The organism is Polynucleobacter sp. 86C-FISCH, assembly GCF_018882415.1.
Taxonomy (GTDB): Bacteria; Pseudomonadota; Gammaproteobacteria; order Burkholderiales; family Burkholderiaceae; genus Polynucleobacter.
This window is the reverse complement of record NZ_JACVOL010000001.1, coordinates 1804310-1828490: the sequence shown is the minus strand read 5'-3', so window position 1 is coordinate 1828490 and position 24181 is coordinate 1804310. Positions and strand designations below refer to the sequence as shown.

Below are 24181 nucleotides of genomic sequence, written 5' to 3'. Positions count from 1 at the left end.
AATCGATATATTAGGTTGAGCTTCTTGAGTAAAAAAATGAAAGCCCTAACGTCGGCTATTGCTCTATTTTGCCTGTTTATTTCATTTGGCACCTTAGCTCAGACAAACCAGACCATTTTGGTGATGGGTGACAGCCTATCCGCCGAATACGGTCTCATACGCGGATCTGGCTGGGTCAAGCTATTGGAAGAGCAGCTTCAAAAACAAGGTAGCCCATGGAATGTATTTAATGCCAGCATCAGTGGGGAAACGAGCTCCGGAGGTCTTTCCCGACTTCCCAGGCTGCTAGAGCAAAAAAAGCCTGGCATTGTATTTCTTGAGCTTGGCGCAAACGACGCCTTGCGCGGTTTGTCCATCCAAGAATCCAATAAGAATTTGCGCAAGATGATTCAAATGAGTAAGCAAGCTGGGGCAAAAGTACTTCTATTCGGAATGCAGATTCCACCAAACTATGGTCAAGAGTACACCCGGGAATTTAAGGATCTTTATGCAAAACTAGCAACTCAAGAGAATGTGCAATTACTCCCTTTTTTCTTAAGTGGAGTTGCATCCGATATCAGCCTATTCCAAGCTGACCGCATTCATCCCAATGAAAAAGCACAAATCGTTCTCTTTAAAAACGTATGGGGCGCTATGGCCCCATATCAAACAATACTTAAAGGTAACTAGCCTAGCTTCCGGAACCAGATGACATTGGCTTCAGTGGATTAATAACTTTCACTCCAGCAACATCACGCCAGTAAGCCATGAATCCTGCAAACTCAGACTGGGCTGCCAAAGCCTGGATTTGTTGGGCCTGTGCTTTATGAACTTTGGCATCGACAGCTGTTGGTTGACGAACTTGATCAACACGGTACAGAGTGGTTCCAACGCCAGGGTTGCTGACCGATACGAGGGCCGGGAATTTATCTGGGCTAATGGACATTATCTGATCAAGCGCACCACCAACTAAATTGGCTGGTTTATTTCTGGAAACCCAAACTGGGCTAGCAAAACCTGATGCGCTTTTAGGATCTTTTTCTAATGCAGCATAACGATCAGCTGCAGCATTAATCGCTAGCTTCTCAGCCAAACGCTGACTCACTTGACGCTTCACTTCCGCAGAAACATCTTTGTATGGAAGCGTTTGCGCAGGATGAAAAGTGACTACGCGAGCAGAAACAAATACGCCTGGGGATGTTTGCACTGCTTCAGTATTGCGCTTGTTCTTAACGGCCTCATCACCAAAGAGAGATTGAACAACCTTTGGATTGGCTAGCGGATGATCTTTTGCGACACCAGATGCGCCAGAGCGAGTTACGCCCTTTTGAGTCTGAACATTCAGCTTCAATTTATCTGCGGCCGGCTTAAGACTATCTGACTGGTCATAAGTCATGTTGGCAAACTGATCAGCCTTTTCACTAAATACCTTGGCATCCTCTTTTGGATCAGCTTTAAGAACAATATACTCAACATCAACATACTCAGGACTCTCAAATAGCTTGGCATTTGCTGTGTAGAAGGCCTGCAACTCCTCTTGTGAAGGATTTACCTTAGATAAGTAGTCCTTGGCATCAAAAGATATCGCTTGCACTTGTCGCTCTGTCTCATACAGAGTTGAAATAATCTCAGATAATTTAGGGCTACCGATTTCAGTACGCGCCACTGAGTTCACCAGTTGACCAATCTTTAAATCAAAAGCTTGGCTAGCATAAAACTGCTCTTCATTCATTCCATTGCTTGCTAGCAATTGCTTGAAACGAGCATCATCAAAACTACCATCTTGTTTGTAGAGTGCGCGGATCTGTGGAATGTTTTGCAAGCTTTTAACCAAAGCCTCTTTACCAACTTGCAATCGAAGATCGCCAACAGCAAAACCTAAAATTCGTTGTTGCAGCAACTCATTCAATATGGCTTGTTTAAATTGCAGACTTTGTGCAATTTGGGCATTACCACCTACTCGCTCAGCTTGGCGTTTTGCTGCCGAATCTACTTCTTGTGCAGTAATCGGTTTGCCATTAATTTTGACCAGGTCTGTTTCTTTATCAAGAAAGCTGGAATAGCTTGAGATGCCAAAAAATGCAAATGACGGAACAATCAAAAGCATTAATACAAATTGCAGAATTCGCTGGTGTTTACGGACGGTATCAAACATGAAAAAGTTCGCTAGTAAAAAATATGAATACCAGGAGTGTACTAGGGTAATGAGCTTGGTATTGAAACGCCTGAGCAGGCTTAGAGGGGGTAATGCTGGTAATAATTTGGTGGGCGCTGAGAGGCTCGAACTCCCGACATTCTGCGTGTAAGGCAGACGCTCTACCAACTGAGCTAAGCGCCCCAAAATATTACAAGGTGAGATTGTAACCTAAGCGTGGATTTCGGGGGAAATTTCCGCTAAATCAACCTCAAACGATGGGATCAATTTAACGGAAAACCGCCCTATTTTCAGTGCTTAAGAACGTCTGCAGCTGCGCCCTTGTCGTTTGCCTTGCTGGCCTCTGCTGCCTTTTTAGCAAGCTCTTCCGGCGTAGGATCTGGCAATGCTTCTGGCATACGCTCTAGTGCCAACTCCAGCACCTTATCGATCCAGCGAACGGGAACTATCTCAATGGCATTCTTAACATTATCTGGAATGTCGATGAGATCTTTTACGTTCTCTTCCGGAATCAAGGCAAGCTTAATGCCCCCGCGATGTGCAGCCAAGAGCTTTTCTTTCAAACCACCAATTGGGAGCACTTCACCGCGTAAAGTAATTTCACCAGTCATGGCAACATCCGATCGAATCGGAATACCAGTAAATACCGAAACCAAAGCTGTTGTGATTGCGATACCGGCAGATGGACCATCCTTAGGTGTTGCGCCATCAGGGAAGTGAATATGAATATCTTTCTTCTCAAACGACTCATCTGCAATACCTAGACGCTTAGATCTTGACCGAACAACAGTACGGGCTGCCTCGACGGATTCTTTCATTACATCACCGATGGAACCAGTACGTGTGATTACACCCTTACCCGGCATCACAGCAGCTTCAATGGTGAGCAAATCACCGCCAACCTCAGTCCAAGCCAAACCAGTGACTTGACCCACTTGATTTTCTTTGCCAGCTAAACCAAAGTCATACATGCGAACTGAAAGGAACTTCTCTAAGTTATCCGCATTCACAACAACTGGAGCCGCTTCTTTCTTCAAGAGCAATAGCTTGACTACCTTACGGCAGATCTTGCTAATTTCACGCTCTAAAGAACGTACGCCAGCCTCGCGTGTGTAGTAACGGATCATGTTACGAACGGCGCTATCTTCAATCTTGAGCTCGTCTTTTTTCAAGCCATTATTTTTGATTTGTTTAGGAATCAAATAATTAACAGCGATACTGGTTTTTTCATCCTCTGTATAACCAGCCAAGCGAATAATCTCTAGACGATCCAATAGCGGACCTGGAATATTCAAAGAATTCGAGGTTGCCACAAACATAACGTCGGAGAGGTCAAAATCTACCTCAACATAGTGATCTTGGAATGTATGGTTTTGCTCTGGATCCAAAACCTCCAACAAGGCACTGGCCGGATCTCCGCGGAAATCCATGCCCATCTTGTCAACTTCGTCCAAGAGGAATAAAGGATTGCGCACACCAACCTTAGTAAGGCTTGTCAGAATCTTGCCGGGCATTGAGCCAATATAAGTTCTGCGATGACCACGAATCTCGGATTCATCACGCACTCCACCTAAAGCCATGCGTACAAACTTTCTGTTCGTAGCGCGTGCAATGGATTGACCAAGCGATGTTTTACCAACACCAGGAGGGCCTACTAAGCAAAGAATGGGTGCCTTCACACGATCAACTCGTTGTTGAACTGCGAGGTACTCCAAGATACGTTCTTTAACCTTGTCCAAACCGTAGTGATCTTCATCCAATACTTTTTCAGCATTGGTGAGGTCATTATTAATCTTGGTTTTTTTCTTCCAAGGCAAATTCACCAGCGTGTCGATAAAGTTACGGATAACCGTTGCCTCAGCGGACATCGGTGACATTAATTTCAGCTTCTTGAGTTCGGATTCTGCTTTTTTCAAAGCTTCCTTAGGCATACGTGCAGCTTTAATGCGCTTCTCTAGCTCTTCTAGATCAGCACCCTCTTCGCCCTCACCTAATTCTTTCTGAATTGCTTTAACTTGCTCATTCAAGTAGTACTCGCGCTGGCTCTTTTCCATCTGACGCTTTACGCGTCCACGAATACGCTTCTCCACTTGCAGAATATCAATCTCACTTTCAAGATCAGCCAACAAGCTTTCTAAGCGCTGCACAACATCAGTCATTTCAAGCAAGCGCTGTTTCTGCTCAAGCTTTACTGGCAAGTGAGCGCAAATGGTGTCGGCTAAGCGGCTTGGATCATCAATCCCACCTAATGAAGACAGTATCTCCTGAGGTACCTTTTTGTTTAGTTTTACGTATTGATCGAACTGCGCCATGATTGCGCGACGTAATGCTTCTGTTTCATGCGCATCGATAGCGTTAATAGCTGTTGGCGTTGCTTCGCAATTGAAGTAGCCAAGGCTATCTTCAATTTGACTAACTTCAGCACGCTGAACACCTTCAACCAATACTTTGACAGTGCCATCAGGCAACTTCAACATTTGCAAAATGTTGGCAATACAGCCAACCTCATACAGATCTTCAATAACAGGCTCATCCTTAGCGGCCGCTTTTTGAGCCACTAAAAGGACATTTTTGCCAGTTTCCATAGCTGCCTCTAAGGCTTTGATGGATTTAGGGCGACCCACAAACAAAGGGATCACCATATGAGGAAATACAACTACGTCCCTTAATGGGAGTAAAGGCAGTTGAATGGGTTCAGAGGGTAATAATAAGTGGCCAGGCATGGGGCAAATCCTCCAAAGTAATCAATCCTCAAAAGCCTTTAATAGTGATGGTTACTAAACAACCACTAAATAGAGACATTATTTATGAGTAGCATACTACCTATATGGGTAGGCTTTAGAGAAAAACAAGGGGTAAAAAGACAAAAAAGGGGCAAAAATGCCCCAAAAATAGCGAAAACCCTAAGAATTTAGGCTTTTTTGCTCAAATCTGCCTGTTCAGCGTCTTGCTTGTAGACCAAAAGAGGTTTTCCACCCTCAGCAATGCTGCTTTCGTCGATAACGACTTTTTGGACATTCTTAAGAGATGGCAGGTCATACATCACATCCATTAAAGAGCCTTCAAGGATGGATCTCAGTCCGCGAGCACCTGTTTTACGCGCAATTGCCTTCTTAGCAATGGCTGATAAGGCCTCGCGACGTACCTCAAGCTCAGAACCTTCCATGGTCAGGAGTGCTTGATATTGCTTCACCAAAGCGTTTTTAGGCTCAGTCAGAATTTGAATTAAAGCCTCTTCATCCAATTGCGCCAAAGTAGCCACAACCGGCAGACGACCAATTAACTCAGGAATCAAGCCAAACTTAATTAAGTCTTCTGGCTCCACTTCGATCAAGAGGTCGCTTACGCCGCGATCATCCTTGCCTGGAACGGTAGCATTAAAACCAATACCGGTTTTAGCAGTACGCTGTTGAATAACCTTTTCGAGCCCATCAAAAGCGCCGCCGCAAATAAACAAAATATTGGTTGTATCCACTTGCAAGAAATCTTGATTGGGATGCTTACGACCACCTTGTGGCGGAACAGAAGCCATGGTGCCTTCAACAAGCTTTAACAATGCCTGTTGAACACCTTCACCGGATACATCGCGAGTGATGGATGGGTTATCCGATTTACGAGAAATCTTATCGATCTCATCAATATAAACAATGCCGCGTTGCGCTTTTTCTACATTGTAGTCACATGCCTGCAAAAGCTTTTGAATAATATTTTCAACGTCTTCACCAACATAACCCGCTTCGGTTAAGGTGGTTGCGTCAGCCATTACAAATGGTACGTCCAACATGCGGGCTAGAGTCTGAGCTAAAAGAGTCTTGCCTGAACCAGTAGGCCCGATTAGGAGGATGTTGCTCTTTGCAAGCTCTACGCCATCCACCATTGCCTTAGCCGGAACCTTAGACTCCTTCTTATCTGCGCCCTCTACCGGCTTACCGTCTTTATCTAGCTTCTCTTTTTTGGGCTTAGGTAAATACTGCAAGCGTTTGTAGTGGTTGTAGACCGCTACAGCTAAAGTCTTTTTAGCGTGATCTTGACCGATGACATACTGATCTAAATTCACTCGAATCTGATGCGGTGTTGGCAAGGAGTCATCGCCCTCTTCCTTTGGAAGCTTGGCAATCTCTTCTTGAATAATATCGGTGCAAAGATCTATGCACTCATCACAGATAAAAACAGATGGACCAGCAATGAGTTTTTTTACTTCATGCTGACTCTTGCCACAAAAAGAACAATACAGAACTTTATCTGGTGAATTAGTTGTATTTGTATCGCTCAAAATGGGCTCTGTAAATGATGAATAAGAAAATTAAGGACGCTTCTCAATAACCTTGTCGATCAAACCATAATCACGGGCTTGATCAGCTGACATAAAGTTATCGCGGTCAGTATCTTTTGCAATTGTTTCAATCGATTGACCGGTGCGGTCAGCCAAAATCTTGTTGAGTCGTTCGCGCAAGTACAAAATTTCACGGGCTTGAATTTCAATGTCAGATGCTTGACCACGCGCACCACCCAAAGGCTGATGAATCATCACACGTGAATTCGGGAGCGCATAACGCTTTCCTTTTTCACCAGCACATAATAAGAATGCGCCCATACTGGCAGCCATACCCATGCACAAAGTACTTACATGCGGCTTGATAAATTGCATAGTGTCGTAAATAGCCAAACCTGCGGAAACAGATCCACCGGGAGAGTTGATGTACAGAGAAATTTCTTTATCTGGGTTCTCGCTCTCGAGGAACAATAACTGAGCAATCACCAAGTTAGCAGTTTGGTCGTTTACTTCGCCAACCAAAAAAACAACGCGTTCACGCAATAATCTGGAGTAGATGTCGTAAGCACGCTCACCTCTACCAGAGGTTTCAATCACCATAGGAACCAAGCCCAAGCCTTTTGGTTCTAGATTTTCAGACTGAGAATGATTGTGGATCATTTTGAAACCTCTTATAGGTAAGTGGATTACTTAGTTTAGCTTGCTGAGTTCTTCAAATGTCACAGCCTTATCGCTTAATTTAGCTTGTGATGTGAAGTATTTGATAACGTTATCTTCAAGGACTAGGTTCTCGATATCCTTTAAACGGCTTGGATTACTGTAGAACCAACGAACTACTTCCTTTGGATCTTCATAAGTAGCTGCCTGCTCATCAATTTCAGCCTTAATTTGATCAGCGGTAGCTGCCAAGTTTTGCTTTTTAACTAATTCACTCAAGATCAAACCAAGACGAACGCGCTTAGTAGCTTGCTCAGCAAAAATCTCTGCTGGAATTGGCGCATCTTTAGCGTTTGGAACGCCACGCTGCATCAGGTCTTGACGCGCACCTTCAACCAAACGCTCTTGCTCTGAAGCAACCAATGATTTAGGAACATCTAATTCACACAAGCTGTTGAGCTTGTCCATCACTTCGTTTTTCATTAGTGAAGTGATACGACGCTTTACTTCGCGATCTAAATTTTCTTTTACTTCAGCGCGCATCTTTGCAACGCCGCCTTCAGTAACGCCCAATGACAATGCAAATGCATCATCCAAAGCCGGTAAATGTGGCCAGTTAACTGATTTCACTGTAATCGTGAACTCAGCTGTTTTGCCTGCAACATCTTTACCGTGGTAATCAGCTGGGAAGCTCAATGGGAATGATTTGCTTTCGCCCGTTTTAAGACCCAAAGTTGCAGCCTCAAACTCAGGAAGCATGCGACCTTCACCTAATACATATTCAAAGTTTTCAGCTTTACCACCAGCGAATTCAACGCCATCAATCTTGCCAACAAAATCGATAACCACTTGGTCGCCATTTTGCGCTGCAGTATTGGAGCCGCCGTCGCCATGAGCGCCAGCCTCACCGCGTGGGTGGTAATGTACTTGCTGCTTGCGCAATACATCTAATGCGCGATCAATTTCAGCTTCACCAATTTCAGTTACATATTTAGTAACCTCAGCCTTGGTAAAGTCACCAATTTTCACTTCAGGCAAGACTTCGAAGAAAGCATCAAAAACAATCTTGTCAGCATCAATCTCACTCTTTGGCTCAAGACGTGGTTGACCAGCTAAAGCAACGCCCTCTTTTTGGGCTAACTCATAAAACATTTCAGCGGCTTTATCGAATTGCAGTTCGAAATCAACTTGCATACCGTGCTGTTTTTCAACGAGGTTCTTTGGAACTTTGCCAGGGCGAAAGCCTGCCATTTTCATGGTCTTACCAACTTTAGCCAAACGGGCTTCACGCGCTTTTGCCAAATCGGCACGAGCGAATTCCAAAGTCATTTTGCGGTCTAGTGAACCTAAATTTTCTATCTGCACAGCTATTCTCGTCTCTTAATTGAAGATCTGGAAATGTGAAGTCCAAGCCAAGTAGCAATCTTGTGGTGCGAGGAGGGGGACTCGAACCCCCACACCATTTCTGGCGTCAGGACCTAAACCTGGTGCGTCTACCAATTTCGCCATCCTCGCGAATATCCGCAAACTGCCAAGCCTAGACTTCACTCTAAAGACCGTAATTCTACAATGCCTAGGGTTTTAGAGATTGTTTTAGGCCTTGTAGAGCAAAGCTACCGCATGGACAGCGATGCCCTCTCCCCTGCCTAGGTGCCCGAGAGATTCGTTGGTCTTGGCCTTGAGGTTGACATGGCTGGGGGTAACAGCCAAATCAGATGCAATATTACGGACCATTTCAGGTAAAAAATCGGCTAATTTAGGCTTTTGGCAAATAATGGTGGCATCAACATTACCTATCTGGAATCCCGCCGCCTGAACCTTTTGAAGTGCGGCCCGAAGCAAAATCCGGCTATCCATATCCTTAAACTGGGGATCCGTATCCGGAAATAGCTGTCCGATGTCGTTTAAACCAGCAGCCCCTAGCAATGCATCCGTGAGGGCATGCAATAGCGCATCAGCATCGGAATGACCCAATAAACCCTTCTCATGCGGAACATGAACACCGCCTAGAATGAGTTTGCGGTCAGCAACCAGGGCATGAACGTCATACCCCTGACCAATACGAAATTGAGGAATGTGGGGAGCGTTTTGGGTCATGTTGATTCTTTATCGAGTGACTGAGCTTAAAAGCAGTTGCATTAAATCCCAATCAGCGGGATGAGTAACTTTAAAGTTGCGAGCAGCGCCCTCTATTAGTAGAGGCTTAGCACCGGCCAACTCAATTGCGCTAGCCTCATCAGTAACGTCAGCTTCAAGACGAATAGCGCTTTCAAGAGCATCATGCAACTGCTTTAAGCCAAACATCTGAGGGGTTTGCGCCTGCCACAGATGTTCGCGTGGAATAGTTCTTTCAGAGCGCGGGATATTGCCTGCTATGACTGAATCCAGATCTGCTTGCTTCAATGTATCCGCCAAAGGCACAGCCAAGATACCGCCGGCATTGGACATCTGAACAGCGTTGATTAATTTCTCAATCAGCGCTGGTGTGATTCCCGGTCTAGCTGCATCGTGAACCAATACCCAGTCATCCTCGGCAATGCCAGCTTTGAGCATTGCCGCTAAAGTATTTCTGACTGTTTCTTGCCGAGTTGGGCCGCCAGTTGGTAAAAATTGAATTCCCTTGGCGCCATTGGCAATCTTTTGCAAAATGGGGTTATCAATAAAACCGGGGCTAACGCCAATCCAGATTGACTCAACTTGAGGAGTATTCAAAAACGACTCTATTGCATAACAAAGCATCGGCTTTCCAGCCAATTGCTGAAATTGCTTGGGCAGCTCACCGCCAAGACGTGAACCAGTGCCCGCTGTCGGCAAAAGCGCGTGACATTTCTTTTTTGAAGGATTTCCGGAAGGCATACCTGATTCTATAATGAGCCTAGATGTCTGATGCATTAAATCTAGCACCCCCTATACCCGCTCCCCGGGCTGGGCAGCGCTTTACCTTTTCAGGGCTGATTGGCTCGGCTGATGCCGCTTTAATAGCGCAAAACGCCCTTCGCTATCGCGACAAATTCTCAGTGATGGTTATTTTTTGCGCTCAAGCGCAGGAGGCTCAACGTCTATTAGAGGAAATCCCCGCTTTTGCCCCGCAACTGAAAACCAGACTTCTGCCTGATTGGGAAATTCTTCCCTATGACCATTTTTCACCGCATCAAGACTTGGTATCAGAAAGACTTGCCACTCTTTATGAATTGCTCAATGGCAGCTGTGACATTGTTTTGGTCCCCGTTACAACAGCTCTTCAGAGGCTAGGCCCTCCTGGTTTTCTATCAGGCCATACCTTTTTCTTTAGGCAAGGTGACAAACTCAATGAGGCAGCATTAAAGCTGCAGTTGCAACAAGCTGGTTACGATCCAGTAAGTGCAGTGATGCGCCCTGGTGAATATAGTATTCGCGGTGGCTTGTTTGATTTATTTCCTATGGGATCCAACCTCCCTTATCGATTGGATTTATTTGGCGATGAGATTGAGCAAATACGTGCATTTGATCCCGATACGCAACGCAGCCTTTATCCCGTAAAAGAAATACGTTTGCTGCCAGGACATGAGTTTCCTTTTGATGACGCTTCTCGTACCGCATTCAGAGGACGCTGGCGGGAAGTTTTTGAAGGTGATCCAAGCCGCTGCCCTATATATAAGGATGCCAACCTAGGTATACCTAGCGCCGGCATCGAATCCTACTTGCCGCTCTTTTTTGAAGAGCAATCCAATCTATTTGACTACTTCCCCAGGTCTGGTGACCCCGTTTGGTTAGTCAGCATTGGTGATGTTGAGGACACTATCAAGGGCTTTTGGAAAGATACGCTTTCTCGTTATGAGTTTCTAAAGCATGATTTAGATCGCCCCATTCTTCCGCCTAAGGAATTATTTTTAGATGTTGATGAATTTTTTGCAACATCTAAACCGTATGCACGTTTAGCTTTTGAAAAGGAAGGCTCTGAACAAAACGAGTTTTCATCGGTACCAGATATTGCTGTGCATCGTCGAGATGCAGATCCCATCAACCGTTTACGCAAAATAGTTGCAGCGGAAAAAGTACGCGTCCTAATTTGTAGTGACAGCGCGGGACGTAAAGAATCTATTCGACAACTTTTCGAAGAGAGTAATTCAGTTGCTGGACTAGATGGCAAACCCCTCTACCCATTGAAGCCAGAGGGCTTCGATAGCATTGCCGATTTCATTAAGAGTGGCTCGCTATTTGGCTTGGTAACTGCACCACTCTTTAACGGCTTCTCTTGGCCAAGAGAAAATCTTATGGTCGTTACCGAGGCGGAGTTATTTACCACTACCGCAAGACAGCGACGCAAAGGCAAGGCTAACGAGAATGCCGATCCTGATATGCTATTTAAGGATCTGTCGGAACTAAAGATCGGCGATCCGGTAGTGCATGCAGAACATGGCATTGGGCGCTATCAAGGTTTGGTACTTCTAAATCTTGCGCCGCCTAAAGAAGCGCCTATATTCGAAGAGTTCTTGCATTTGCAATATGCAGGTCAAGCAACCTTATATGTCCCAGTACAGCAATTAGAAATGGTGACTCGTTATGCTGGCTCAGATCCGGATTCAGCACCACTTCATCAATTAGGCTCAGGCCAGTGGGACAAAGCAAAACGTAAGGCAGCACAGCAGATTCGTGACACAGCTGCAGAGTTGCTAGGTTTGTATGCTGCAAGAGCTATTCGCAAGGGTCATGCCTTTGAATTCTCGGCCCATGACTATGCCGCTTTTGCGGAAAGCTTTGGCTTTGAAGAAACTCCCGATCAAGCTAATGCCATTGCCGCTGTGATTGGTGATATGACTAGCGGAACACCAATGGATCGCCTAGTTTGTGGCGATGTTGGCTTTGGCAAGACGGAAGTAGCTTTGCGCGCTAGTTTTGTTGCTGTAATGGGCGGCAAGCAAGTAGCAATTTTGGCTCCAACCACCCTTCTTGCTGAGCAACACGTTGCCACATGGAAAGATCGCTTCGCTGATTGGCCGGTCCGTATTGTTGAGTTATCCCGTTTTAAAACGACAAAAGAAATTAATGCAGCCTTAGAAGCCATTACTAAAGGTGAGGCTGACATCATTATTGGAACTCACAAGCTGCTTTCCAAAGAGACGCAGTTTGCCAATTTAGGATTAGTGATTGTTGATGAAGAACATCGCTTTGGTGTCCGCCAAAAAGATGCTCTTAAGGCACTTCGCGCTGAAGTAGACATCTTGACGCTTACTGCCACCCCAATTCCCAGAACTTTGGGTATGGCAATGGAAGGCTTGAGAGAGTTTTCCATCATTGCTACCGCCCCTCAGAAGCGCTTAGCAATTAAGACTTTTGTGCGCCGTGAAGGTGATGGCGTTATACGTGAAGCCGTGCTGCGTGAAATTAAACGAGGTGGTCAAGTCTATTTCTTGCACAACGAAGTAGAGACCATTCAAAATCGCAAACATGCTTTACAAGAATTGATTCCAGAGGCGCGCATTAGCGTAGCTCATGGACAAATGCATGAACGTGAGCTTGAATCGGTCATGCGTGAATTTGTGACACAACGTACCAATATCTTGTTGTGTACCACCATTATTGAAACTGGCATTGATGTTCCTACAGCAAACACCATCATCATGCATCGTGCAGATAAGTTTGGTCTAGCCCAGCTTCACCAATTGCGTGGACGTGTGGGCCGCTCACATCACCAGGCTTATGCCTATTTGCTCGTCCCAGATCCGGAAGCGCTCAGCAAGCAAGCGCAACTCCGCTTGAATGCGATTCAGGCAATGGAAGAATTGGGCTCTGGGTTCTATTTGGCCATGCATGATTTAGAAATTCGTGGTGCTGGTGAAGTATTAGGTGATAAACAATCGGGTGAAATTCATGAAATAGGATTTCAGCTCTATACCGAGATGCTCAATCGCGCCGTGAAATCCTTGCGAAGCGGTAAAGAGCCGGATCTCCTTTCACCGCTCCAAGCGACAACAGATGTAAATCTTGGCGTACCTGCCCTACTGCCAGACGATTACTGTCCCGATGTCCATGAGCGACTCTCGCTATACAAACGTTTTGCTAGTACTCATGACTTCTCTGAATTAATGGGCTTGCGTGAGGAGCTGGTGGATCGGTTTGGGGATTTACCAGATCAAGCAAAATCTTTTTATGAAACACACCGCTTGCGTTTAGAAATGACAGGGTTTGGCATTAAAAAGATCGATGCAACACCAATATCTATTCAGATTCAATTTATTCCGAATCCACCGATTGATCCAATGAAGATCATCCAGCTGATCCAGTCATCGAAATATATTCAACTCAATGGTCAAGACAAGTTAAAAGTGCTGCCTCAAAAAGACCGTGAGTTTGAGAAACTAGAGCAACGCCTTGATGCCATTAGGCAAATCCTCAGGCGCCTGAATGAATCCGCTGTTTTAAGCCCAATGAAGACGGGTCAATAATCCGATTATTATTAAGCCATGAGCAATCAAGTACTTGTAGCGATATCCAGAGACCCCTTATCTGAAAAGCTGATCTTTTCGCTAAAAGATCAAGCCTTGCAGCATGGCGTCTCACTGCACTCCATTGGCGGTCAAGTAAGCAATGGCGCTTATTATTCCGAACGTTTTGAATCAAACGGGCATATTGAAACAGCTCAACGTGAGGAACTGCGCGCCATAAGTGCAAACTTTAATGCTGACCTCTGCTTTTTGAAGCCAGATCTCGTTCCGCAAAATATTCGCGTGCTCGCAATGGATATGGACTCAACACTGATCAATATTGAATGTATTGATGAGATTGCAGATTTCACTGGCAAGAAATCGGCTGTAGCTGAAATTACCGAAGCCACCATGCGCGGGGAAATTAAAGACTTCCAAGAAAGTCTTAGGAGGCGCGTGGCACTACTTGAAGGCGTTCATGCAGATGCACTTGAATCCGTTTATCGAGAACGCTTACGACCTAACCCTGGCGCAACAGAACTCTTGGCTGGCGCTCATGCGCGGGGAATGTATACATTGTTGGTTTCTGGCGGATTTACCTTCTTTACAGAGAAGTTACGCCAGCAATTGGGCTTCAAGCAAACCCAAGCTAATACCCTAGAAATTATTGACGGCAAATTGACCGGCAAAGTACTCGGTGACATCGTCGATGGTGCAGCAAAGGCAGCTCATTTAGATGCTGCATGCGCACAACTTGGTTGCACTAAAGCAAATGCCATCACCATGGGCGATGGCGCGAATGATTTGATCATGATGAATGGATCTGGCATTAGCGTTGCCTACCAAGCGAAACCTGTTGTCAAAGAAAAAGCCGACGCGGCTTTTGACCGAGTCGGCTTAGATGCTGCTTTACTACTGATCTCTTAAGCTTTTACCTAAGAGATCAGGGTAATTCTTTTAGAGGCGCTCAAAAATAGTAGCAATACCTTGGCCGCCACCAATACACATTGTTACCAAAGCGTATTTGCCTTGAACACGGTGTAGCTCATGAATTGCCTTAGTTGCAATAGCTGCTCCAGAGCAACCAATTGGGTGACCCAATGCAATCGCCCCACCATTCACGTTGGTCTTAGCTGGGTCTAAACCTAAACCTTTAGTCACAGCTAATGCTTGCGCAGCAAAAGCTTCGTTAGACTCAATCACATCGATTTGATCCAATTTGAGACCAGCGCGCTCGAGAGCTAATTTAGTCGCAGGAATTGGGCCTTCACCCATGATGTGGTTTGGCACACCAGCAACAGCATAGGATACTAATCGTGCGATTGGCTTGTGTCCGGCTTTCTTAGCTGTCTCAGCATCTGCCAAGACGAAGAATGCAGCACCGTCGTTAATGCCTGATGCGTTACCAGCAGTAACAGAACCGCCTTCTTTCTTAAACACGGCCTTCATCTTAGCCAATGTTTCCATAGTGGTGTCTGGCTTGACGTGCTCATCAGTATCAAACACTACATCACCCTTACGAGTTTTGATGGTGATTGGAACAATCTGAGATTTGAAGCGACCTTCTTTAATTGCATTCGCAGCACGACGATGGGATTCAACCGCAAGAGCATCTTGCTCATCGCGTGTCAGCTTCCATTTTTCAACCAGGTTTTCTGCTGTAACGCCCATATGGCCAACACCAAATGGGTCTGTTAAAACAGCAACCATCAAGTCAAGCATCTTGGTATCACCCATACGTGCGCCGCTGCGCATTGCTGGTGAACCATACATGCCGCGTGACATTACTTCAACGCCACCGCCAACGCCGTAGTCGCAATCACCCAACATAATTTGCTGAGCAGTGGTCACAATTGCTTGCAAGCCGGAGCTGCACAAACGATTCAATGCCATCGCAACAGATTCCATTGGAAGACCTGCTTGAATAGATGCAACACGAGCAACATAAGCGTAGCGACTATCCGTAGGAATCGTATTTCCTACGGTCACGTAATTAATTAACGCTGGATCTACACCAGAGCGTGCAACCGCCTCTTTCATCACAATGCCACCGAGCTCTGATGGCTCTAAGCTACTGAGGGCGCCATTAAAGGTGCCAATTGCGGAACGAACTGCACTTAAGACAACGACATCACGACTCATATCAATCCCCTTTGCTAAGCCCAATAACTAGGCTGACACTGCACTAAATAATTACTAAATAAGCAATCCAACTGACAGTTTTATTCGATTCGTCAAGTTTCGGCTATTAGGTCATGCCCTTGGGAGCTAATGACTGTTGCGCGGATGATTTCGCCAGCACGATAGCGTTTAGAGGGCTTGCTGGCAGGCAAAACCCTCACCAAACCATCAATTTCAGGGGCATCGCCAATAGTTCTGCCAATTCCACCCGATTCATCGACGCGATCAATAATGACCTGAATACGTTTGCCTATTTTTTTAGCAAGTCGCTTTATAGAGATTTCTTCTGCTTTTGCCATAAAGCGAGCACGTCGTTCTTCGCGAATTTCATCCGGCACGGGATTATCTAACTGGTTTGCTGTGGCACCCTCTACTGGCGAGTAAGCAAAGCAACCTGCCCTATCAATTTGTGCCTCATCCAAGAAGTTGAGTAAATACTCGAACTCTTCCTCAGTCTCACCAGGAAAGCCTGCAATGAAAGTGCTTCTGATGACCAGGTCAGGACAAGCTTCACGCCAAGACATGATGCGTTCTATATTTTTCTCGCCGCTAGCAGGACGCTTCATGCGCTTAAGCACATCCGGATGCGCATGCTGCAACGGTATATCTAAGTATGGGAGAACTCCGTAACCATGCTCTGAGAACTCCGCCATCAATGGCAGAACATCATCCACATGCGGATAAGGATAGACATAATGCAAACGCACCCATGCTTGATGTTCACGCGCGATTTGATTTAAGGCGTTTGCCAAATCAAACATTTTGGTTTTTACAGGCTTACCATCCCAGAAACCAGTACGGTATTGGATATCAACGCCATAAGCACTGGTATCTTGAGAGACAACCAATAATTCTTTTACGCCCGACTCAAATAAACGCTTTGCCTCAAGCAATACTTCACCAATTGGACGCGATACCAAATCGCCCCGCATGTTTGGAATGATGCAAAAAGTACAGCGATGATTGCAGCCTTCGCTAATCTTGAGATAGGCGTAATGCTTAGGAGTCAGCTTTACGCCGGCTGGCGGAACTAAGTCTGTAAATGGATCATGTGGCTTGGGAAGATGCAAATGAATAGCTTGCATTACTTCATCAGTAGCGTGCGGCCCTGTAACGGCAAGGACTTTAGGATGAATGCTCTGAATAAGATCAGAGCCGTCTGCATTTTTTCTGGCGCCCAAGCAACCAGTAACAATCACCTTGCCATTTTCAGCAAGCGCCTCACCAATTGCAGAAAGACTTTCCTCAACGGCGGAATCAATAAAGCCGCAGGTATTAACCACCACTAGATCTGCGCCGGAATAATCCTTGGCAGTTTCATATCCTTCGGCACTCAGTTGCGTAAGGATGAGCTCTGAATCTACTAACGCCTTAGGACAGCCTAAGGATACAAATCCTATTTTTCCTGCCACAACTATTCTTTTTCAGTTTTATTGGGCTGAGGCGTAAATGGGAAGTTGCCAAAAATATTCTGAGATCCCTGCATTTGCTCTTGCATTTTGATGAAGAGGTCTTTGCTCTGCTCCATGTAGTTACCCATCAAGCCTTGCATGAGGGGGTTCTGAATATTCATCATCTGAGACCAAGCTTCTGGTGTACTGCCAGCGCCCAAGCCCTTTGTTTGATCACCAAGCTTATTGTGGATATCCACAAAGGACTGCATGGTCTTCTCAAGATAATTACCCATCAAGCCCTGCATGGAGTTTCCATAAAAGCGAATAATTTGGGAAAGCATTTGGGAAGAAAACACAGGTGCACCACCAGCCTCTTCCTCGAGAATAATTTGCAACAAGATGTTGCGTGTTAAATCTTCTTCAGTTTTGGCATCAACAACTTTAAATACTTCGCTGCCCATGACTAAATTCTTGATGTCAGACAGCGTGACATAAGTGCTGGTCTGGGTATCGTAGAGACGACGATTTGGGTACTTCTTGATGAGCCGATCTTCGCCAGCTCGTTTTGCGCGGGTTACCATTTTTTTCCTTACTCATTACTGCATCGCAACATCAGCGTAGTTTATCCCTAGTTTGACCAAAAGGTAAATACGCTGTGTTGCGCACTGCAAATACTCTAATAATTGCTGCAGTGCAATATTAGCCGGTATGAATACCGCCGTTTAATGAGAAATCAGCGCCAGTAGCATAGCCACCATCATCAGATGCAATCCAACAGCAAATAGAAGCGATTTCCTCGGGAGTGCCTAAACGTTTCACAGGGATACCAGAGACAATCTTTTCTAAAACGTCCTCACGGATTGCTTTGACCATATCTGTACCAATGTAACCAGGAGAAACCGTATTCACGGTAACGCCTTTGGTAGCCACCTCTTGAGCCAAAGCCATAGTGAAACCATGCAGGCCCGCCTTAGCTGTTGAGTAGTTTGCCTGACCAAATTGGCCCTTTTGACCATTTACAGAGGAAATATTGATAATGCGACCCCAATTGTTTTCAACCATGCCATCAATCACTTGCTTGGTTACGTTAAACAATGAGTTCAAGTTGGTATCAATAACCGCTTTCCATGCATCTGGAGTCATCTTACGGAATACGCTGTCACGTGTAATGCCGGCATTGTTTACCAGTACGTCCACGCGACCAACTTCAGCCTTAACCTTTTCAAAAGCGGCAACCGTGCTATCCCAGTCAGAAACGTTACCCTCGGAAGCAATAAAGTCATAACCTAGTGCCTTTTGCTCACCCAACCAGCGGTCTTTACGTGGTGAATTTGGACCACAACCAGCGATCACCTTAAAGCCGTCTTTAGCAAGACGTTGACAAATAGCGGTACCAATACCACCCATACCACCAGTTACATATGCGACTTTTTGAGACATTACTTTCCCCTTTTAAAAACCTTCGTTAATTAGTTTGTGATTTCTGGTGTTGCTTTTTCTTTGACATACACACCAGGTGCTGATTCCATTTTTTTGTACTTAGCATTACCAAAGGTAGTACTTGCTGGCTTTTTCTCGCCACCAAATTGCTCAAGCCATTTGGTGTAATCCGGCCACCAGCTTCCAGGAATTTGTTTAGCGCCCTCTAGCCATTCAGCTGCTGTTGGGGCAAGTTTGTTGTTTTCAAAGTAGTAGCGCTTCTTTTTTGCCGGTGGATTAATTACACCGGCAATATGACCCGAAGCACCTAAAACAAAACGATTCTTACCCTGGAGAATATGAGTGGATTCATAAGCAGATTGCCACGGAACAATATGATCCTCTTGTGAGGCATATAAATACGCCGGGCATTTAATCTTACCGAGATCAATCTTCTCGCCACAAATTTTGACTTTACCTGGTTTAACCAAATCATTTTGCAAATAAGTGTGGCGCAAATACCAGCAATACATTGCACCAGGCAAGTTCGTTGAATCACCATTCCAATATAGCAAGTCGAATGGCGGAGGCGAATTACCTTTGAGATAGTTCTCCACAACATAATTCCAAACCAAATCATTGGGGCGCAAGAAAGAAAAGGTATTACCCAAATCTAAGCCAGACATCATGCCGTATTTGCCACCCTTGCCGCCGATGGTGTTCTCACGCATCTCGACCATGCCTTCATCAATAAAGACATCCAGAATGCCGGTATTAGTGAAATCCAATAAGGTCGTAAACAAGGTCAAGCTAGCAGCCGGATGCTCATCGCGCGCAGCCAACACTGCCAATGCGGAGGTGGTTAAGGTGCCACCAACGCAGAATCCCAAGATATTGATTTGCTTGGTGTCACCAATATCTTTAACCACTTCAATCGCTTTAATGACGCCCTTACCAACGTAGTCATCCCAGCTGACTTCAGCCATGGAGGCATCTGGATTCTTCCAGGAAACCAAAAATACGGTGTGACCTTGGCTCACCATATGTCGAACTACAGAGTTGTCTGGTTGCAAATCCAGAATGTAGTATTTATTGATACACGGCGGCACCATTAAATAAGGGCGCTCAAATACTTGCTCAGTTAATGGTGTGTACTGAATTAATTCAAAGAGATCATTGCGGAACACCACATGACCTTCGGTTGTGGCAATATTTTTTCCAACCTCGAAGGCAGACTCATCCGTTTGAGAGACCTTACCTTTTTTCATATCCCCCAATAAATTCACAATCCCTTTTTGAATGGATTGCCCTTGGGTGCTGATGATGCTCTCTAGAACCTCTGGGTTGGTAGCAATAAAGTTGGATGGTGAAAGCGCATCAATCATCTGCTCAGTTGTGAACAGAATTTTCTGTTTAGACTTTTCATCTGTTTCCACGGCTTTAGCTAAAGCCATTAAATGCTTAGAGTTCAGCAAGTAAGTTGCGGCAATGACTTTGCTCCATGAGGAGTGCCATGCCTTTCCTGCAAAACGACGATCTTTAACTTCAATCGCTTCAGGATTGGTTGCGATGTGCGCTAGTTCTGTGAAATATTCTTTTTGGATTTCAGATAAACGCTCTGGCGGAATTAGTGCCATGTGATGCGGCGCCAAAGATGGCGTTGCACCGGTATTCATGCCTGCAAACATAGTAGTCTCTTCGATTAGTTAGAGACATTCTCCGCCCTTAAGCACTATAGAGTTATACGCAATAACCCTAGCCCTAGAGAGAATCTAGTAGTTACCCTCATAGAATGACATGTTATTTATTTTGCAATCCAAATGGCCGATGCAAATCTACCTGTTTCACCATCACGTCGGTATGAGAAAAACTGTTCACCATCTCTCACAGTGCAGTATTCACCACCAAATATTGATGTCACTCCACAGGCTTGCAGACGATCACTAGCCAAACGATAAATATCAGCTAAAAATTTTCCAGATTTACCAGCAATAGGCTTAAATGCCTCTTCTGAAAAAGGTAATCCAGAATCTCTAAACGCCTTTACAACATCCTCGCCCACTTCAAATGACTCTGGTCCTATTGCAGGCCCCAGCCAGACTAGCAAATCAGATGCTGAGATTTCATTGGATAGATGCAGCATTTCAGCGACGGTGTTTTCCAAAACTCCAGCGCAAAGCCCCCTCCATCCGGCATGTGCTGCACCAACAACAGTCCCTGTTGAATTAGTAAAGAGCGCTGGCAAACAATCCGCAGTCATGATCACTAGGACTTCATTCGCGATATTGGTGACTGATGCATCAGCATCGATTACATCAACGGGTTTTGCTCTGCGTGTTTCAGGGGTGCTTACTACCGTGCTATGTGTTTGCTTTAGCCATAAAGGTTTGTTAGGCAAGGTCTTGGTGAAGATTGCTCTATTTACCAATACGTTTTCAATGTGGTCGCCAACATGATCGCCCAGGTTGAAAGAATCGAAGGGAGATGCACTGACCCCGCCAGTTCGCGTACTAACTTGCGCTTTTACAAAAGCTGGGGCTTGCCACTGAGGGTTTATCAAACTCATGCTTGTGATTCATTTTGTATAGAGGCTAGGACCACAGAATCTTTGGGCAGTACTTCATCGCTCATCTCCAGTTGAGGCAACAAATCTAATATGTCCTGGGGAGGAAGACGGAACCAAGTCATTAATTTGTTTTTCACTGGATGCTGAAGACTTAGTGCAAAAGCATGCAAGGCCTGGCGACTAAATTGAATATCTTTTGCTACCCCTGGTGTTTTTTTGCGATAGACGGGATCACCAACCAATGGAAATCCTAGTGACTCTAGATGGACTCGAATTTGATGAGTACGTCCAGTTTCCAGTCGGCACTCCAACAGGGTGACCGGGGACTCTTTTACAAGCCCTTTAGCTAAACGACGAAACAAAGTAGCCGCAGGCTTACCTTGGGGGCTACCTGCAGCCATTTTGAGGCGATCCCGCTGATCACGGCCAACGGAAGCCAGAACCTTCCCTTGGCTTGGCGCATCCCCCCAAACCCACGCCAAATAGCGACGCCCTACTGTTCTATCTTGCAATTGGCGCACCAATGAGGTTTGCGCTAGAGATGTTCTTGCGACCACCATCAGGCCCGAGGTGTCTTTATCTAAACGATGAACAATGCCTGCCCTGGGAAGCATCTTTAACTCAGGATAGTGAAAAAGGAGTCCATTTAGCAAAGTGCCTGACCAGTTGCCAGCAGCTGGGTGTACCACTAAGCCAGGCGGTTTATTGACCACAATGATGTCATCATCCTCATAAACCACCTCTAAAGCGATATTTTCTGGGCTAAATGCAAATTGCTCGGGCATCTCCTGTGGAAACACCTTAATACTCTCGCCACCCCTGAGGAGATAGCGGGCTTTAGTGACCTTTCCATCGACCATAACCGCCCCAGCCTCAACCCAAGCCTTGAGACGATTTCGCGAATAATCAGGCAAAGAGCCCGCCAGCACCTTGTCCAAGCGCTCGCCAGCCATCTCCAAAGGTATTTCTAGGGAGATGAAATCCTCATCATCGATATAATCAATGGGATTCGATTCAGGAGTTTGCGGCAATGCCACGCTTAGAGAGCCTTTCAGTTATGTCCGACGTAATATCAGACGCCAGTTTAAGGCTTGCTGGGAATTCTTCCACACAAAAGAAGAGTCGCAATTTCAGCGGCATGCCGATTGCCCTACTTTTAGCACTTCTTTTTGCCTTGACTCTCTTGAGTGGTTGCGCAGGCAGTGATGGCAATAAAGACGATACCGACATCTGGTCAGAGGCAAAACTTTATTCAGAGGCTACGGACAAGTTAAACGACGCTGACTTTGCTAAGTGCGGGAAATACTTTGAGAAGCTTGAAGCTCGTTTTCCATTTGGACCATATTCTCAACAAGCGCAAATTAACGCTGCTTATTGCTATTGGAAAGCTCAGGAACAAACTCAAGCGCTCGTGGCTATTGATCGCTTTATTAAATTGCACCAAGGTAGTCCGAACCTCGATTACGCTTACTACTTAAAAGGTCTCATTACCTTTAATGATGACTTAGGATGGCTGGGTAAATTTACCGGACAAGATCTGAGTGAACGCGATCCTAAAGCTGCTAAAGAAGCATTTGAATCGTTCAAGGTAGTTGTTGAGCGTTTCCCTAATAGCAAATATGCGCCAGATGCCTTAGATCGTATGCGCTATATCGTTAACTCTCTAGCCGAAGCGGATGTCATCGTTGCGCGTTATTACTACCAACGTGGTGCCTATTTGGCTGCCGCTAATCGCGCTCAATTGGTCATTCGAGATTATGACCGCGCACCCGCTGTCGAAGAGGCGCTTTATATTCTGACTAAGTCATACGAAAAACTTGGCATGACGCAATTAAGCAACGACTCTGCGCGTGTATTTAAGCTGAACTTCCCAGATAGCCAGATGATGTTAACTGGTCAACGCGTTAAAAAAGAACGCAGCTGGTGGCAGTTCTGGAATAAGTAATAAATACGAATTAAGTGCATAGTAAAAATCCTCCGTACTGGAGGATTTTTTATTTGATAGCTACAGGCACTCTTGGTGCAACGGCACAAAGTAATTCGTACCCAATCGTGTCGCTCATTTGCGCAACATCATCCACTGGAACTTTGTCTCCCCAAAGCTGAACAGAGGTGCCAATATTTGCATTAGGCGCATTTCGCAAATCAATCGCCAACATGTCCATGGAAACTCTTCCCACCAAAGGACAAATAACTCCTTCTTTACCTTGAGCAACCCAAACTGGGGTACCGTCTTTAGCGTGCCGCGGATATCCATCTGCATAACCACAAGCTACGATACCTACACGCATAGCTTCCTTTGCTTCATAGCGACCACCATAACCAATACGATCGCCCTTCTGCAGATCCTGAATATCAATAATTTCACTATGTAACTGCATAACCGCTTGTAGATTGGAATGCTCAATATCGGCATGAAGTCCTGTTGGTGATGCACCATAAAGCATGATGCCGGGACGGACCCAATCACCCAATGCATTTCGATGCCACAAAATAGCCGCAGAATTGGCCAGTGAAGTGGAGCCTTCTAACCCCTCAATAGTTTGGCTAAACAACTCTTGCTGAGCACCAACTGTCGGAGATTGATCAACCTGATCCGCATTAGCAAAATGAGTCATGTGGTGCATGTGATAGCCAGCAGCATGCAAACGGTGAAATGCCGTTCTGTAGCTATCTGCTTTGAAGCCTAAGCGGTTCATGCCGGTATTCATTTTGAGAAAGACATTAAATGGCTTATGGTTTTTGGCTTTGAAGCGCTCAAGCCATTCAACCTGGGCTTCGCAATGAACCACCAAATCGCAAGCCAACTCTTCTGCAAGGCTGAGCTCATTTTCATGAAAAAAGCCTTCTAAAAGCAGTATTCGGCCCTTCCAGCCGTGTTGACGCAACCATGCTGCATCCTGAATATCCAATAGAGCAAAGCCATCTGTAGAAGCAAGGCCCTTTAGGGCAGCATCAAAGCAATGGCCATAGGCACGCGCCTTAATAACCGACCAGATCTTGGACTCTGGCGCCAATTCTCGAACTCGGTTTAAATTATGCTGAAAGGCGGCAGTATGAATAGAGGCCAAAATTGGTCTATTAATCAGGCCGTTAGCTGAATCACCCATAATCACCCCTCCTTTCATGTTTTAATTGTAGTAATGACTAGAT

General features: G+C 45.5%; 19 protein-coding genes and 2 tRNA genes. 4 read left to right on the top strand and 17 right to left on the bottom strand.

The window, feature by feature from the left end; genetic code table 11:
* Positions 1–36 precede the first annotated feature (36 nt).
* Positions 37–669, top strand: a complete 633-nt coding sequence (locus ICN10_RS09245; protein ID WP_370626205.1) for an arylesterase — start codon at positions 37–39, stop codon at positions 667–669.
* Between the two features lies 1 nt (position 670).
* Here the strand turns inward: ICN10_RS09245 and ICN10_RS09240 are convergent, their stop codons facing one another.
* From ICN10_RS09240 to ispD, 9 genes are all read right to left on the bottom strand, one after another.
* The gene (locus tag ICN10_RS09240; RefSeq protein WP_216214832.1) at positions 671–2134 is read right to left on the bottom strand and encodes a peptidylprolyl isomerase; all 1464 of its coding nucleotides are present in this window, start codon (positions 2132–2134) and stop codon (positions 671–673) included.
* Positions 2135–2241: 107 nt separating this feature from the next.
* A tRNA-Val gene (locus ICN10_RS09235) sits at positions 2242–2317 on the bottom strand.
* A gap of 107 nt (positions 2318–2424) precedes the next feature.
* Positions 2425–4857 (bottom strand): endopeptidase La, encoded by a 2433-nt coding sequence (gene lon / locus ICN10_RS09230; protein WP_216214830.1) that lies wholly within the window; start codon positions 4855–4857, stop codon positions 2425–2427.
* A gap of 188 nt (positions 4858–5045) precedes the next feature.
* Positions 5046–6407 carry an ATP-dependent Clp protease ATP-binding subunit ClpX gene (gene clpX, locus ICN10_RS09225; RefSeq protein WP_216214828.1) on the bottom strand — a complete coding sequence of 454 codons (1362 nt, stop codon included), beginning with the start codon at positions 6405–6407 and terminating at the stop codon, positions 5046–5048.
* Between the two features lie 30 nt (positions 6408–6437).
* Positions 6438–7067: an ATP-dependent Clp endopeptidase proteolytic subunit ClpP gene (gene clpP, locus ICN10_RS09220; RefSeq protein ID WP_068322825.1), complete on the bottom strand. Its 630-nt coding sequence runs from the start codon at positions 7065–7067 to the stop codon at positions 6438–6440.
* A gap of 30 nt (positions 7068–7097) precedes the next feature.
* Complete coding sequence (gene tig / locus ICN10_RS09215; protein ID WP_216215306.1) at positions 7098–8435, bottom strand: trigger factor; 1338 nt, start codon at positions 8433–8435, stop codon at positions 7098–7100.
* Between the two features lie 57 nt (positions 8436–8492).
* Positions 8493–8579 (bottom strand) — tRNA-Leu (locus ICN10_RS09210).
* A gap of 78 nt (positions 8580–8657) precedes the next feature.
* The gene (gene ispF / locus ICN10_RS09205) at positions 8658–9161 is read right to left on the bottom strand and encodes a 2-C-methyl-D-erythritol 2,4-cyclodiphosphate synthase (RefSeq protein WP_216214826.1); all 504 of its coding nucleotides are present in this window, start codon (positions 9159–9161) and stop codon (positions 8658–8660) included.
* Between the two features lie 9 nt (positions 9162–9170).
* On the bottom strand, positions 9171–9920 hold the full coding sequence (ispD, locus tag ICN10_RS09200) for a 2-C-methyl-D-erythritol 4-phosphate cytidylyltransferase (RefSeq protein WP_216214817.1): 750 nt from the start codon (positions 9918–9920) through the stop codon (positions 9171–9173).
* A 23-nt stretch (positions 9921–9943) separates the two neighbouring features.
* Here ispD and mfd point away from each other — a divergent pair, with 23 nt between their 5' ends.
* Both mfd and serB read left to right on the top strand, forming a co-directional pair.
* Complete coding sequence (mfd, locus tag ICN10_RS09195) at positions 9944–13489, top strand: transcription-repair coupling factor (RefSeq protein ID WP_216214815.1); 3546 nt, start codon at positions 9944–9946, stop codon at positions 13487–13489.
* A gap of 18 nt (positions 13490–13507) precedes the next feature.
* On the top strand, positions 13508–14395 hold the full coding sequence (gene serB, locus ICN10_RS09190) for a phosphoserine phosphatase SerB (protein WP_216214813.1): 888 nt from the start codon (positions 13508–13510) through the stop codon (positions 14393–14395).
* Between the two features lie 30 nt (positions 14396–14425).
* On the opposite strand, the gene ICN10_RS09185 is transcribed toward serB, so the two are convergent.
* From ICN10_RS09185 to ICN10_RS09155, 7 genes are all read right to left on the bottom strand, one after another.
* Positions 14426–15610 (bottom strand): acetyl-CoA C-acyltransferase family protein, encoded by a 1185-nt coding sequence (locus ICN10_RS09185; RefSeq protein WP_216214811.1) that lies wholly within the window; start codon positions 15608–15610, stop codon positions 14426–14428.
* A 92-nt stretch (positions 15611–15702) separates the two neighbouring features.
* Entirely contained in the window at positions 15703–17061 is a 1359-nt protein-coding gene (gene rimO, locus ICN10_RS09180) for a 30S ribosomal protein S12 methylthiotransferase RimO (protein ID WP_216214809.1), read from the bottom strand.
* A gap of 2 nt (positions 17062–17063) precedes the next feature.
* A complete protein-coding gene (phaR, locus tag ICN10_RS09175; RefSeq protein WP_216214797.1) occupies positions 17064–17624 on the bottom strand; it encodes a polyhydroxyalkanoate synthesis repressor PhaR in 561 nt (186 codons plus the stop codon).
* Between the two features lie 118 nt (positions 17625–17742).
* Complete coding sequence (locus ICN10_RS09170; protein WP_128113528.1) at positions 17743–18483, bottom strand: 3-ketoacyl-ACP reductase; 741 nt, start codon at positions 18481–18483, stop codon at positions 17743–17745.
* A gap of 29 nt (positions 18484–18512) precedes the next feature.
* Positions 18513–20150 (bottom strand): class I poly(R)-hydroxyalkanoic acid synthase, encoded by a 1638-nt coding sequence (gene phaC, locus ICN10_RS09165; RefSeq protein ID WP_216214795.1) that lies wholly within the window; start codon positions 20148–20150, stop codon positions 18513–18515.
* 116 nt (positions 20151–20266) lie between these two features.
* Positions 20267–21028 carry a peptidoglycan editing factor PgeF gene (gene pgeF, locus ICN10_RS09160; protein ID WP_216214794.1) on the bottom strand — a complete coding sequence of 254 codons (762 nt, stop codon included), beginning with the start codon at positions 21026–21028 and terminating at the stop codon, positions 20267–20269.
* Complete coding sequence (locus tag ICN10_RS09155; protein WP_216214792.1) at positions 21025–22065, bottom strand: RluA family pseudouridine synthase; 1041 nt, start codon at positions 22063–22065, stop codon at positions 21025–21027. Before ICN10_RS09155 ends, pgeF begins: the two co-directional genes overlap by 4 nt.
* A gap of 101 nt (positions 22066–22166) precedes the next feature.
* Between ICN10_RS09155 and ICN10_RS09150 the strand changes: the two genes are divergently transcribed.
* On the top strand, positions 22167–22973 hold the full coding sequence (locus ICN10_RS09150; protein WP_370626224.1) for an outer membrane protein assembly factor BamD: 807 nt from the start codon (positions 22167–22169) through the stop codon (positions 22971–22973).
* Between the two features lie 49 nt (positions 22974–23022).
* On the opposite strand, the gene alr is transcribed toward ICN10_RS09150, so the two are convergent.
* Positions 23023–24114, bottom strand: coding sequence for an alanine racemase (gene alr, locus ICN10_RS09145; RefSeq protein WP_216215302.1), 1092 nt, complete (start codon positions 24112–24114; stop codon positions 23023–23025).
* Between the last annotated feature and the right edge of the window lie 67 nt (positions 24115–24181).

Coding starts and splice junctions, on each gene's coding strand:
- ICN10_RS09245 (WP_370626205.1), top strand. CDS start 37: ATGAAAGCCCTAACGTCGGCTATTGCTCTATTTTGCCTGTTTATTTCA.
- ICN10_RS09240 (WP_216214832.1), bottom strand. CDS start 2,134: ATGTTTGATACCGTCCGTAAACACCAGCGAATTCTGCAATTTGTATTA.
- lon (WP_216214830.1), bottom strand. CDS start 4,857: ATGCCTGGCCACTTATTATTACCCTCTGAACCCATTCAACTGCCTTTA.
- clpP (WP_068322825.1), bottom strand. CDS start 7,067: ATGATCCACAATCATTCTCAGTCTGAAAATCTAGAACCAAAAGGCTTG.
- ispF (WP_216214826.1), bottom strand. CDS start 9,161: ATGACCCAAAACGCTCCCCACATTCCTCAATTTCGTATTGGTCAGGGG.
- ispD (WP_216214817.1), bottom strand. CDS start 9,920: ATGCCTTCCGGAAATCCTTCAAAAAAGAAATGTCACGCGCTTTTGCCG.
- mfd (WP_216214815.1), top strand. CDS start 9,944: ATGTCTGATGCATTAAATCTAGCACCCCCTATACCCGCTCCCCGGGCT.
- serB (WP_216214813.1), top strand. CDS start 13,508: ATGAGCAATCAAGTACTTGTAGCGATATCCAGAGACCCCTTATCTGAA.
- ICN10_RS09185 (WP_216214811.1), bottom strand. CDS start 15,610: ATGAGTCGTGATGTCGTTGTCTTAAGTGCAGTTCGTTCCGCAATTGGC.
- phaR (WP_216214797.1), bottom strand. CDS start 17,624: ATGGTAACCCGCGCAAAACGAGCTGGCGAAGATCGGCTCATCAAGAAG.
- ICN10_RS09170 (WP_128113528.1), bottom strand. CDS start 18,483: ATGTCTCAAAAAGTCGCATATGTAACTGGTGGTATGGGTGGTATTGGT.
- phaC (WP_216214795.1), bottom strand. CDS start 20,150: ATGTTTGCAGGCATGAATACCGGTGCAACGCCATCTTTGGCGCCGCAT.
- pgeF (WP_216214794.1), bottom strand. CDS start 21,028: ATGAGTTTGATAAACCCTCAGTGGCAAGCCCCAGCTTTTGTAAAAGCG.
- ICN10_RS09150 (WP_370626224.1), top strand. CDS start 22,167: ATGCCGATTGCCCTACTTTTAGCACTTCTTTTTGCCTTGACTCTCTTG.